General features: G+C 37.8%; 11 protein-coding genes. All 11 read left to right on the plus strand.

Features of this window, described 5'->3' with window-relative positions; genetic code table 11:
* Positions 1–2 precede the first annotated feature (2 nt).
* The 11 genes from sdaAA (at position 3) to NiCM35_RS00740 (ending at position 13,237) form a co-directional block, all read left to right on the plus strand.
* Positions 3–890, plus strand: coding sequence for an L-serine ammonia-lyase, iron-sulfur-dependent, subunit alpha (gene sdaAA / locus NiCM35_RS00690; protein ID WP_095329143.1), 888 nt, complete (start codon positions 3–5; stop codon positions 888–890).
* A complete protein-coding gene (gene recG, locus NiCM35_RS00695; RefSeq protein WP_433778264.1) occupies positions 887–2,935 on the plus strand; it encodes an ATP-dependent DNA helicase RecG in 2,049 nt (682 codons plus the stop codon). The genes sdaAA and recG overlap by 4 nt, the downstream gene beginning before the upstream one ends.
* Positions 2,936–3,210: 275 nt before the next feature.
* Positions 3,211–3,774 carry a transcription factor FapR gene (gene fapR, locus NiCM35_RS00700; protein ID WP_095329145.1) on the plus strand — a complete coding sequence of 188 codons (564 nt, stop codon included), beginning with the start codon at positions 3,211–3,213 and terminating at the stop codon, positions 3,772–3,774.
* Positions 3,775–3,790: 16 nt separating this feature from the next.
* The gene (gene plsX, locus NiCM35_RS00705; RefSeq protein ID WP_095329178.1) at positions 3,791–4,774 is read left to right on the plus strand and encodes a phosphate acyltransferase PlsX; all 984 of its coding nucleotides are present in this window, start codon (positions 3,791–3,793) and stop codon (positions 4,772–4,774) included.
* Between the two features lie 54 nt (positions 4,775–4,828).
* Positions 4,829–5,773, plus strand: coding sequence for an ACP S-malonyltransferase (fabD, locus tag NiCM35_RS00710; RefSeq protein ID WP_433778267.1), 945 nt, complete (start codon positions 4,829–4,831; stop codon positions 5,771–5,773).
* Complete coding sequence (gene fabG, locus NiCM35_RS00715; protein ID WP_433778269.1) at positions 5,774–6,517, plus strand: 3-oxoacyl-[acyl-carrier-protein] reductase; 744 nt, start codon at positions 5,774–5,776, stop codon at positions 6,515–6,517. It begins immediately after the preceding gene.
* A 114-nt stretch (positions 6,518–6,631) separates the two neighbouring features.
* Entirely contained in the window at positions 6,632–6,862 is a 231-nt protein-coding gene (locus NiCM35_RS00720) for an acyl carrier protein (protein ID WP_016201082.1), read from the plus strand.
* Between the two features lie 427 nt (positions 6,863–7,289).
* Positions 7,290–8,030, plus strand: coding sequence for a ribonuclease III (gene rnc / locus NiCM35_RS00725; protein WP_095329148.1), 741 nt, complete (start codon positions 7,290–7,292; stop codon positions 8,028–8,030).
* A gap of 64 nt (positions 8,031–8,094) precedes the next feature.
* A complete protein-coding gene (gene smc / locus NiCM35_RS00730; RefSeq protein ID WP_433778272.1) occupies positions 8,095–11,664 on the plus strand; it encodes a chromosome segregation protein SMC in 3,570 nt (1,189 codons plus the stop codon).
* 170 nt (positions 11,665–11,834) lie between these two features.
* On the plus strand, positions 11,835–12,824 hold the full coding sequence (gene ftsY / locus NiCM35_RS00735) for a signal recognition particle-docking protein FtsY (protein WP_047939970.1): 990 nt from the start codon (positions 11,835–11,837) through the stop codon (positions 12,822–12,824).
* A gap of 146 nt (positions 12,825–12,970) precedes the next feature.
* Positions 12,971–13,237 carry a hypothetical protein gene (locus NiCM35_RS00740; protein WP_095329150.1) on the plus strand — a complete coding sequence of 89 codons (267 nt, stop codon included), beginning with the start codon at positions 12,971–12,973 and terminating at the stop codon, positions 13,235–13,237.
* Positions 13,238–13,247 lie beyond the last annotated feature (10 nt).

The raw sequence follows: 13,247 nt of genomic DNA on the forward strand, positions 1-13,247 counted from the left end.
ATATGTTTCGTAATGTAGCAGAATTGGTAGAAATAGCAACAACTAGAAGTTTACCGATTTCCGAAATAATGATAGAACAAGAAATGCAAGTAACAGGAAAAACAAGACAAGAAATTATCGGTCAAATGGAAACGAATCTTCAAGTAATGGAGCAAGCGGTTGAAAGAGGGTTAAAGGGAGTTGTATCCCATTCTGGATTAACTGGTGGAGATGCGGTGCTTCTCCAAAACTATATTAAGAAAGGTCAATTTCTTTCCGGAGAGATTATTCTAGATGCGGTAAGTAAAGCTGTTGCAACAAATGAAGTAAATGCCGCTATGGGAATGATATGTGCAACACCGACAGCAGGGTCAGCAGGAGTGGTGCCTGGTACGTTATTTGCTGTACAAAATAAACTGAATCCTACAAGAAAGCAAATGATTGCATTTCTTTTCACATCTGGTGCATTTGGATTTGTTGTGGCAAATAATGCTTCCATCTCAGGTGCGGCAGGGGGATGTCAAGCAGAAGTTGGCTCGGCTGCCGGCATGGCTGCAGCAGCAATTGTAGAAATGGCAGGAGGAACACCAGAACAATCAGCACATGCTATGGCCATCACGTTAAAGAATATGCTCGGTCTTGTTTGTGATCCAGTTGCTGGATTAGTGGAAGTTCCTTGTGTAAAACGAAATGCAATGGGTGCAGCGAATGCGATGATTGCTGCTGATATGGCTTTGGCTGGTATTAAAAGTCGTATCCCCTGTGATGAAGTAATTGATAGTATGTATCGCATTGGTCAGGCAATGCCTACAGCGCTTAAAGAAACAGCACGGGGAGGGTTGGCAGCAACACCGACAGGTCGCAGGTTAGAAGCTGAAATCTTTGGTAGTGCAGCTGCCGCAAACAAGTGAGTGAGTCTTTACAACTATCCGTTGAACATATAAAAGGGGTTGGACCCGAAACAAAAAAACAGTTAGAAGAAATGAATATTCATAAGATTAATGATTTGCTAGAATATTTTCCTTATCGCTATGAGGATTATCGTCTGAAAAACCTCGAAGAAATAAAGCATGAAGAAAAAGTGACGGTAGAAGGGAAGGTTCATAGTGAACCATCCCTTATTTTTTATGGAAGAAAGAAATCTAGATTAACTATAAAGCTATTAGTCGAACAGTACTTAATTACGGTTGTGTTTTTTAATCAGCCCTATTTAAAAAGTAAATTAGCTGTGCAAGAATTGATTACGGTAACAGGGAAATGGGATCAGCACCGGCAGACCATAACAGCAAACCATTTGCAAATTGGCAGTAATCAAAAGGGGCATGTATTCGAACCAGTCTATGCTGTAAAAGGGAATATGACCGTAAAAAGTTTACGTAAATATATATCCTCTGCTTTAAATCAATATGGAGAATTAATCGAAGAGAATTTTCCCCCTTCGATGTTAACGAAGTATCGTTTGCTGCCTCGAAAGGAAGCACTCAAGATTATCCATTTTCCTGAAAAGAGAGAGGATCTAACGCAAGCTAGAAGACGTTTTGTGTATGAAGAATTTCTTTTGTTTCAATTAAAAATGAGTGCCTTAAGAAAATACGAAAGAGAACATTCTGGTGGCAAAAGCCAGCAATATTCCCTTGAAAAACTAACCACTTTCATTAAGGAGCTTCCTTTTCCGTTGACAAATGCTCAAAAAAGGGTAGTAAACGAAATTCTCACAGATATGAAAGCAGATGTGCGAATGAATCGTTTACTGCAAGGGGATGTAGGATCAGGGAAAACAATTGTTGCTGCGATTGTGTTATATGCTTCGATCCTTTCAGGCAACCAAGGTGCGCTAATGGCACCGACAGAAATCCTGGCAGAGCAGCACGCAGATTCGCTGCATCATATTTTTTCAGAATTTGGCGTAACATGTGGTTTGTTAACAAGCTCTGTTAAAGGTAAAAAAAGAAAAGAATTACTAGCCCAACTAAAAGAAGGGAAAATCGATATTTTAATAGGGACACATGCATTAATCCAAGATGATGTAGTATTCAAATCATTAGGATTAGTCATTACAGATGAACAGCACCGCTTTGGTGTGGAACAAAGAAGAGTACTGCGGGAGAAGGGGGAAAATCCAGATGTTCTGTTTATGACTGCGACCCCAATTCCACGAACGCTTGCCATCACGGTATTTGGTGAGATGGATGTCAGTATTATCGATGAAATGCCAGCAGGGCGAAAAAACATCGATACATATTGGGTAAAGCATGATATGTTAACAAGAATCCTGCAGTTTATGGAAAAAGAACTCCAGCAAGGAAGACAAGCTTATGTAATTTGTCCGTTAATCGAGGAGTCCGAAAAACTGGATGTTCAAAATGCGATCGACGTGCATGCGATGTTATCTACCTTTTTCCAAGGCAGATACAATGTAGGGCTTATGCATGGAAAACTGCATCCAGAAGAGAAAGATAATATGATGAAACAGTTCAGTCAGAATGAGATCCAAGTGCTTGTAAGTACAACGGTTGTTGAAGTTGGAGTTAATGTACCAAATGCGACATTTATGCTCGTATATGATGCAGAACGATTTGGGTTATCACAGCTTCATCAGCTAAGAGGGAGAGTAGGGCGAGGGGATGCCCAGTCTTACTGTGTATTAATCGCAGATCCGAAAACAGATGTTGGCAAAGAACGAATGAAAATTATGACGGAAACAAGCGATGGGTTCGTGTTAAGTGAGAAGGATCTAGAATTAAGAGGACCAGGAGATTTCTTTGGGAAAAAACAAAGTGGTCTACCTGAATTCAAAATGGGTGATATGATACACGATTATCGCATCTTGGAAACAGCAAGAAATGACGCTGCTATCCTAATCGAGTCAACTGCATTCTGGCAAAATGACGACTACAAAGCGCTAAGAGATTCTCTCGAAGAAACAGGAGTCCTTAACGGAGAAAAGCTAGATTAATCACAATATATTTTCTAGTAAATAACAAGTTTAAGTATGTTGACATCTTTTTTATAGAGAGAGTTTAGGAATCATAAAGTAGCTTGAATAACCGCAGATAACATAAGAATAGTATAGCCCCTTATCGTACAGCTGGAAAAGATAGGGTAGGGAATTCAGGCTGAGGTTTATGTTTTTATTCACTAGCGGAGAACAAAACTTCGGCTTGCAATCCCATTGTATAAATTATATACTACTATTAGTACCTAGTCTTAATAGTGCGGTGGTGTGAATAAATGAAGAGGAACAAAAGAGAACGTCAAGAGCTTTTAGTGGAGACAATCAAGGAAACTCCATTTATTACAGACGAGGAATTGGCGGAAAAATTCTCTGTTAGTGTACAGACGATAAGACTAGATCGGTTAGAACTATCCATTCCAGAGCTTAGAGAGCGCATTAAAAATGTCGCCAAACAATCACTTGAAGACGAAGTGAAAGCATTGCCTATCGAAGAAGTCATTGGTGAAATAATCGATATGGAATTAGATAGTTCAGCTATATCTATCTTTGAAGTGAAAGAAGAGCATGTTTTTAAAAGAAATGGTATTGCAAGGGGTCATCATCTCTTTGCACAAGCGAATTCTCTTGCGGTAGCCCTAATTAACGATGAACTAGCACTAACGGCAAAAGCCAGTATTCATTTTACGAGATCGGTTAAATTAGGTGAACGAATTATTGCTAAAGCAAAAGTAAAGCATATAGATAGTATAACTGGCAGAACAACAGTAGAAGTGAATAGTTATGTGAACACAGAATTAGTTTTTAAAGGTGAATTTGACATGTACCGTGCCAAAAGATAAAGGAGTAATCAATATGATGAAAATTGCAATGGATGCAATGGGGGGAGACAATGCCCCAAAGGAAATAGTTATTGGTGCCCAAAAAGCAATTGAAACTTTTTCAGACCTAGAGATACTTCTTGTTGGGGACGAAAAACAGATTCAAGCTTCTCTAACCAATAAAGAACGAATCAACATTTTACATACAGAAGAGCAAATTTTAGCAACAGATGAACCAGTAAGAGCAGTACGCAGGAAAAAAACAGCTAGTATGGTCCTTGGTGCTACAGAAGTAAAAGAGGGAAGAGCAGATGCGTTCATATCAGCAGGAAATACAGGTGCCTTAATGGCAACTGGATTATTCGTTGTAGGTAGAATGGAGGGGATTGACCGCCCAGCATTAGCACCAACCTTGCCGACGATTGGTGGAGAAGGATTCCTTTTACTTGATGTTGGTGCAAATGTAGACGCTAAGCCAGAAAACTTAGTTCAATATGCCATGATGGGGAGCATCTATTCTGAAAAAGTAAGAGGAGTTGCTAAACCAAGAGTCGGCTTATTGAACATTGGAACAGAAGAGAAAAAGGGAAATGAGTTAACAAAGAAAACCTTTGAACTTCTCCAAAATACCAATATTCATTTTATCGGAAATGTGGAAGCACGTGATTTGCTTGAAGGAGTATGTGATGTTGCTGTGACAGACGGTTTTACAGGAAATATGATTTTAAAAACGGTTGAGGGAACAGCAATGTCGATGTTTAAAATGATTAAGGCCGAGTTAATGAGCAGCTTTACTTCTAAAATGGCTGCTGCTGTCTTGAAGCCTAATCTAAAGCAGATTAAAAATAAGTTAGATTATTCAGAGTATGGCGGAGCTGCCTTATTCGGTTTAAATGCCCCTGTAATCAAGGCCCATGGTTCGTCTGATAGTCAAGCGGTTTTTAGTGCAATCAGACAAACAAGAGAATTTGTGCAATCAGGGGTAGTCGCTCAAATTAAGGATGCAATGGAGAATAAATAGAGACAGATATAGTGAATTCCACTTCTAATGGGAAGAAAAGGAGAGTAAAAATAAATGAGTAAAATCGCTTTTGTTTTTCCAGGTCAAGGCTCACAAGTAGTTGGAATGGGAAAAGATTTATTTGAACAATTTGAACCGGCAGCAAATGTATTTAAAAAAGCGGATCAAAAATTAAACTTTTCTTTGACGGACTTAATTTTTGATGGACCAAAGGAAGAGCTTACGCTTACCCATAATACACAGCCAGCTTTACTTACAACAAGCATCGCCATTTTAGAACATTTTAAGCAGTTTAATATACAGCCAGATTTTGTTGCTGGTCATAGCTTAGGTGAGTATTCAGCGTTAGTAGCAGCAGGTGTGCTATCTTTTGAAGAGGCTGTATATGCGGTTCGCAAACGTGGAGAATATATGCAAGAAGCTGTTCCAGCAGGCGAAGGAGCAATGGCCGCTGTGCTTGGATTAGAAAGAGAGAAATTAACTGCGGTCACACACGAGATTTCAGATGCAGGTAATTCTGTACAGTTGGCTAATCTTAATTGTCCTGGACAAATTGTAATCTCAGGAACAACAAAGGGTGTTGAATTAGCGGGAGAAAGAGCGAAGGAATCAGGTGCAAAGCGTGCAATTCCTCTGGAAGTAAGTGGTCCCTTCCATTCTGAGTTAATGAAACCAGCAGCGGAAAAATTTGCATCTGTATTAGATGGATTGCAATTAACAGATGCAAAAATTCCTGTCATTGCTAATGTAACGGCAGCTCCAATTCAAGATCACGCAGAAATAAAAACAAAGCTGGTGGAGCAATTGTATTCATCTGTCCTTTGGGAAGATTCCGTTCGCAACATGCTTGATTTAGGGGTAGATACATTTATTGAAATTGGACCTGGTAAAGTTCTTTCCGGTTTAATCAAGAAAATTGATCGAAAAGCAAAAGTATATGCTGTAAATGATATAGAAACAAGTAGTAAAGTTGCAGAAGAATTAAAGGGGGATATGTAAGTGAAATTAGCTGGTAAAGTTGCTGTTGTCACTGGAGCATCTCGAGGAATTGGCAAATCGATTGCACTTGAGTTAGCAAAGCAAGGTGCAGACGTTGTTGTTAACTATGCAGGAAGTGTAGAGCGTGCCAATGAAGTAGTGAAGGAGATCGAAGCTTTAGGAAGAAAAGCAATAAGCATTCAATGTGATGTATCAGATAGTGATGCTGTAAATGCGATGATGAAAGAAGTGTTAGAAGCGTTTGGCAGTCTGGATATTTTGGTGAATAATGCTGGAATTACAAGAGATAATTTGCTAATGCGTATGAAAGATTCAGAGTGGGACGCTGTTATTAATACCAATCTTAAAGGTGTGTTCCTCTGCACGAAAGCAGTCACAAGACCAATGATGAAGCAAAGAAAAGGCAGAATAATTAACATCACCTCCATTGTTGGTGTGACAGGAAACCCTGGGCAAGCCAATTATGTTGCAGCAAAAGCAGGTGTGATTGGTTTTACAAAAACAACTGCGAAAGAACTTGCTCAGCGTAATATTACGGTAAATGCGATTGCTCCTGGATTTATTACAACAGATATGACGGATAAATTGACAGAAGAAGTGAAAAATGGCATGCTTACGCAAATTCCGTTAGGTCAATTTGGTAAACCAGAAGATATTGCTAATGCTGTTGTCTTTTTAGCTTCTGATGAGAGCAGCTATATCACAGGGCAAACATTGCATATTGATGGTGGAATGTATATGTAATCTTTCCTAAACAAAGGGAAAAATGCGAATAGTAAGAGAATAAACATCAGATAAAGTTCTCATTTATTATTTCGTTAAAATACTCTATAATGCATTTGAGGGGAGGTGAAATAAATGGCAGATGTATTAGAGCGTGTAACAAAAATCGTTGTAGATCGTCTTGGCGTAGAAGAATCAGAAGTAACTTTAGAGGCTTCTTTCAAAGATGATTTAGGGGCTGACTCTCTTGATGTAGTTGAACTTGTTATGGAATTAGAAGATGAGTTTGATATGGAAATTTCTGACGATGATGCTGAAAAGATTTCTACAGTTGGTGATGCTGTGAACTACATAAGTAATCGCTAATCAATGTTTAAAAGCTCCGTTATAACGGGGCTTTTAATTTTGTATGTTAGCGGTGATTTATGTATATTCTATGATTGTAGAAATATCAGGGAAATCCATTATGAAAATGGCTCTAAGAATAGATGACAATATCTGTTTGTTTGATGTATACTAATAACTAAATACCTATTATTATAGGCAAAATATTAGTTGTTGGACGGATAGATAGCGATTCGTGCAAATGAATAACAAATACAGCGTTTATTGACGCATAAAAGGATAGAAATAGTTTTTCTTATGTGAAGTGGGGTTAGCCCCCTAGTGGTAGCCCGATTTCTGTAATAGAAAAGGCTTGGAGAGAAAAAACTTTCCAAGTTTCTTTGCGTTTTTTATCTTTTTTACTTAAACTTGAAATGAATTGTAAACTTAGTGCTAAGGTGGATGCAAAATGCGAGGCAATCGAAAAGACAAAAGAACTGTTCGACCAAATGAGAAAAAAATGAAAGAACTCCAAGATAAATTGGGGATTCATTTTACGAATGAAAAACTATTAAAGCAAGCTTTTACCCATTCATCATATGTGAATGAGCATCGAAGAAAACCACATGAAGATAACGAAAGATTAGAATTTCTTGGGGATGCTGTTCTGGAATTAACGGTTTCTAAATTTCTTTTCAATAAATTCCCGATGATGAGCGAAGGTGAGCTGACTAAATTGCGAGCTGCAATCGTTTGTGAACCATCGCTTGTTTCCTTTGCTAATGAACTTTCCTTTGGTAAGTATGTGCTCTTAGGTAAAGGAGAGGAAATGACTGGGGGAAGAACTAGACCAGCGCTGCTTGCTGATGTATTTGAAGCGTTTATTGGTGCTTTATATTTAGACCAAGGATTAGACTCAGTGGTAGCATTTTTAGAGGAAGTTATATTCCCGAAAATTAATAACGGTGCTTTTTCTCATGTGATGGATTTTAAAAGTCAACTACAAGAATATGTACAAAGAGATGCTGTTGGAACAATCGAGTATAAAATATTACTTGAAAAAGGACCCGCACACAATAGAGAGTTTATTTCACAAGTCTTTTTAAATAATCGAGAACTTGGAACAGGTATGGGGCGTTCCAAGAAAGAAGCAGAGCAGCAAGCTGCCCAAAAATCATTATTAATGCTAAAGGCGGAAAGTGAAAACTAAATGCTCAAGAAAACAAACGAAGAAAAACAACTAGAGGAAAACAAGGAAGAATCGGGGTGAGGTCATGTTCTTAAAACGGTTAGATGTTATCGGTTTTAAGTCATTTGCAGATCGGATTTCTGTCGATTTTGTGCCAGGTGTGACAGCAGTAGTAGGACCAAACGGAAGTGGGAAGAGTAATATTACGGATGCAATTCGTTGGGTACTTGGAGAACAATCTGCAAAGTCCTTGCGTGGAAGTAAGATGGAGGATGTTATCTTTTCAGGTAGTGACTCAAGAAAAGCGGTTAACTTTGCAGAAGTAACGTTAACTTTAGAAAATGAAGATCATTTCCTGCCATTGGATTTCCATGAAGTAAGTGTGACGAGGCGTGTATATCGATCAGGAGATAGTGAATTTTTAATTAATAAACAATCTTGTCGTCTAAAAGATATTATTGATTTATTTATGGACTCGGGGCTTGGGCGCGAGGCATTTTCGATTATCAGTCAGGGAAAAGTCGAAGAAATTTTAAATAGTAAGGCAGAAGATCGCCGGTCTATCTTTGAAGAAGCAGCAGGTGTATTGAAATATAAAACTCGTAAGAAAAAAGCAGAAGGCAAGCTTGTAGAAACACAAGATAATCTGAATCGTGTAAATGACATATTACATGAATTAGAAAGTCAGGTTGAGCCACTAAAGATTCAAAGCTCAATGGCTAAAGAATATCTACATCATCGTGAAAATCTTGAATCGATTGAAGTAGCCTTAATGGTTCATGATATCGAAGAAGCGCATGAGCGATTTGAAGCTATTTCAAAGCAATTAGAAACATATAAACAAGAAGAACTAAAACTATCCTCCATGCTGCAAAATAAGGAAGCGAAGATGGAGGAAGTGAAAAATGAAGTAGCCGCTTTAGATGAATCGATTGATGATCTTCAACAAGTACTTCTTTTAGTGAGTGAAGAATTAGAAAAATTAGAAGGTCGAAAAGAAGTATTAAAAGAGCGAAAAAAGAATGCAACACAAAATCGAGATCAGCTTGAAAAGAGCAAAGTGGAGCTACAAGAAAGAGTAGAAACCCTTGTGTTGCAAAAAGAAGAGCAACAAAAGCTTGTTCATGAATTGCAAGCAGAGTCGAAAGCGATTGAAGAAACTTTAAAAGCTAATGAAAAAAATCTTGCTCTTTTTAATGAAAACCTAGAAGAAAAAATTGAGATGCTAAAAAGCGACTATATTGAGATAGTGAGTAATCAAGCAGCGGCAAAAAATGAATTGAATTCGGTTATTCAGCAACTAGAAAATCATGAAAAAAGAACGTCGCAGCTTGATGAAGAAAATGCTAATTTTACAAATGAACGTATGCATATTCAAGAAAAAAAGACTAAGTTTATGGAGAAATTAAAGGAACTTTCTGATGAACTGGAGAAATGGTCTAAACAATGGCAGGAAAAGCAAAGTCATTTTCAAGGAATAGAAGCAAAGGTTCAACAAGTCGAGAAGGCACTATATCAATCATACCAATATGCACAGCAGGCGAAATCACGTAAAGAAATGCTTGAGGAATTAGAAGATGACTATTCTGGATTTTTCCACGGAGTAAAGGAAGTACTTAAAGCTAGAGGGAAATCCTTACAAGGGATCAGAGGTGCAGTTGCGGAATTAATGCAAGTGCCAAAGGAATATAGTGTGAGCTTAGAGATTGCATTAGGTGGATCGATGCAGCATATTGTGGTGGAAACAGAACAAAATGGTCGTGAAGCAATCGCTTTTTTAAAAAAGAATGGGTTTGGACGAGCTACGTTTTTACCAATGAATGTGATTAAGGGAAAAACGCTTGCTGATTCCCAACTCCGATTAATTCAAGGGCATCCATCCTTTATTGGGGTTGCGGCAGATTTGATTAATTATGACAGTCAATATCGGGAAATTATCCGCAGTTTATTAGGAAATGTTGTGATTACGAAGGACTTAAAGGGCGCCAATGAGATGGCAAAAATTCTTCAATATCGTTCCCGCTTTGTAACGTTAGAAGGGGAGATAGTTAATCCTGGTGGGTCGATGACTGGTGGAGCGATGAAGCAGAAACAAGCTTCGATCATCACTAGAAAAGGCGAATTAGAAGAGCTTAAGAAAAAGATTTTTGAAATGGATAAAACATCTTTAAAGCTTGAGGAACAGCTGAAAAAAGGAAAAGCAGCATTGCAAGCAGAAGAATCATCGATAGAAGAAGCGCGCTTAAAGGTGGAAGATCTTCGTTTCCAAATTCAAACATGGAAAGATGACTTAAAAGAGGTGGAATTCGAAGAAAGAGCAATGAATGATAAATTGTCTCTATATGACCGCAATAAGGCCGATTCACATCAAGAGCAAGAGCTTCTGCAGCAAAGAAGAACTGTTTTGCAAGAAAAACTGGAACAGCAAAGTAAAAAGTTATCTGAATTGGATAAAGAGATTGCTTTAGTTACCGAGCAAAAAAATAAACAAACAGTTTCAAAAGAGTCAGTCGTAAATACAATTAGTGATTTACGAATTCAATCGGCAGCTAAAAAGGAACAGCTCCGCCATGAAAAGGATAAGTTAGCAGCTATCATTCAAGAACATGAATCAACTGAAGAAAAGTGGGAGCTTGTCAAAGAGGACTTACGCTTGCTTTCTTCTGAAATGAGTAATTCTCATTCAGGGGAAGCGACATTAGAAGAAGCAGCAGAACAAAAACTGCAAGAAAAGCAAGAAACGATCCAGCTTATTTCTTTACGCAGAGAGGAAAGATTGCAAAAACAAATGGGCTTAGAAGAGCTGGAGCTGGAAACAAAGGAGCAGCGCAGGCTTCATAGAGGGATTGTTCAGGCACTAAAGGATGAAGAAGTTAAATTAAACCGTGTAGACGTGGAATTAGATACACGATTAACGAATCTACGCGAGGAATACTTATTAACGTATGAAGGGGCTAAGCTTGATTATCCTTTAACATTAGAAGTCGAAGAAGCTCGAAAAAAGGTAAAGCTCATTAAATTAGCTATGGAAGAACTAGGAACTGTAAATCTTGGGGCCATAGAGGAATACGAGCGAATCTCGGAAAGATACGAATTCCTTCTCGAACAAAAAACAGATTTAGAAGAAGCAAAGGATACTCTTTATCAAGTAATCGATGAAATGGATGAAGAAATGAAAAATCGATTTGAGCAGACTTTCGAAGGGATTAAAGCTCATTTTGAAACGGTATTCCAAAGCTTATTTGGCGGAGGCAGTGCCGATTTAGTCTTAACAAATCCAGAAGATCTTTTAAATACAGGAGTAGAGATCGTAGCCCAGCCGCCAGGGAAAAAACTTCAAAATCTAAGTCTTTTATCTGGTGGAGAAAGAGCACTAACAGCCATTGCTTTATTATTCTCTATTCTAAAAGTAAGACCAGTTCCTTTCTGTATTTTGGATGAGGTGGAAGCGGCATTGGATGAAGCAAATGTATTCCGATTTAGTTCCTATTTAAAACGCTACAGCCATGAAACACAATTTATTGTCATTACTCATCGCAAAGGGACAATGGAAGAAGCAGATGTTCTTTATGGGGTAACTATGCAAGAGTCAGGTGTTTCAAAGCTAGTTTCCGTTCGATTGAGCGAAACAAAGGAATTAGTTGCAAATGGATAATTCTTTTATAGTTAGTTAGAAGCCTAATACGTTTTAAAAAACACTATTTCTTATTTCAACTCCGAGGCCTATTACTCTGTAAAGTTAAGGCCTTGGAAACTTTTAATGTTTACTTATAAATAGTTTTTACATGTACATAACCATATTTTGTAACGAAAGAGGGGATAATAATGAGCTTTTTTAAAAAGTTAAAAGAAAAAATGTCTCAGCAGACTACAACTGTAACGGAGAAGTTTAAAGAAGGTTTATCGAAAACGAGAAATAACTTTTCCGAAAAAGTGAATGAACTTGTGTCACGTTATCGAAAAGTAGATGAAGATTTTTTTGAAGAGCTGGAAGAAATTTTAATTGGAGCAGATGTTGGTTTCGAAACAGTTATGGAACTAATTGATGAGCTAAAAAAAGAAGTAAAAAGAAAAAACATCCAAGATCCAAAAGAAGTACAAGATGTAATTTCCGAAAAGCTAGTTGCTATTTATCAGAACGGGGAAGATCAATCCTCTACGATTAATATGCAAGCAGAAGGATTAACTGTGATCTTGTTTGTTGGCGTAAATGGAGTAGGGAAAACAACGACCATCGGTAAGCTTGCTCATAAGTATAAAGAAGAAGGAAAAAAAGTTTTGCTTGCTGCAGGCGATACCTTCCGTGCTGGAGCAATCGAACAGCTGGAGGTATGGGGAGAGCGCGTCGGTGTGGATGTCATTAAACATACAGAAGGCTCTGATCCAGCAGCAGTTATGTTTGATGCTGTACAGGCTGCTAAGTCTCGTCAAGCAGATATTCTTCTTTGTGATACAGCTGGAAGATTGCAGAATAAAGTCAATTTAATGAAGGAATTAGAAAAAGTAAAGCGAGTAATTGAACGAGAGGTCCCAGGTGCTCCGCACGAAGTTTTACTCGTGCTAGATGCAACTACTGGACAAAATGCATTAGTGCAAGCTAAAACATTTAAAGAAACAACAAATGTAAGTGGCATTGTGCTAACAAAATTAGACGGAACTGCAAAGGGTGGAATTGTATTAGCAATCCGAAACGAACTACATATTCCAGTTAAATTTGTTGGTTTAGGTGAGAAAATGGACGATCTCCAAAGCTTCGATCCAGAAAAATATGTCTATGGGTTATTTTCAAACTTAGTAGAGCAAAGTGAAGAGTAACAGTGAGTAGCTTGGAAAGATGTCGTTAAGGAAGCTTTACGACATCTTTTTTTTGTAAATGAATGTTAAATTATTGCAAAGACGTAATAAAAATAAGGATAAGAAGAATAATAAAAGTAATATCTTTTTTTTCGGAGGGAAAACGTTTGATTATTCAAAGCGTTGTTTTGCTTATTCTTATTGGAGGCGTTGTCTTAACAGTAAAAGGCCATCTTGTTCAGCATCATGCTTATGCTCGACTAGGTGATTCCTTGCCAGCAAAAAAATTCAAAGAAGCAGAAGGAGAAAATTTGCTCACGATAGAAGAAGAAAACCTATTTTTAAGCAGCTTATCAGGCCTGCGCATGAAAATAATTGGTGCAATTTTAATAGCGATTCCATCCAGTATCCTTATCCTTTTTCATTTAAACTAGCATGTGTTCA

The organism is Niallia sp. M35 (assembly GCF_050971705.1).
Taxonomy (GTDB): Bacteria; Bacillota; Bacilli; order Bacillales; family Cytobacillaceae; genus Niallia; species Niallia circulans_A.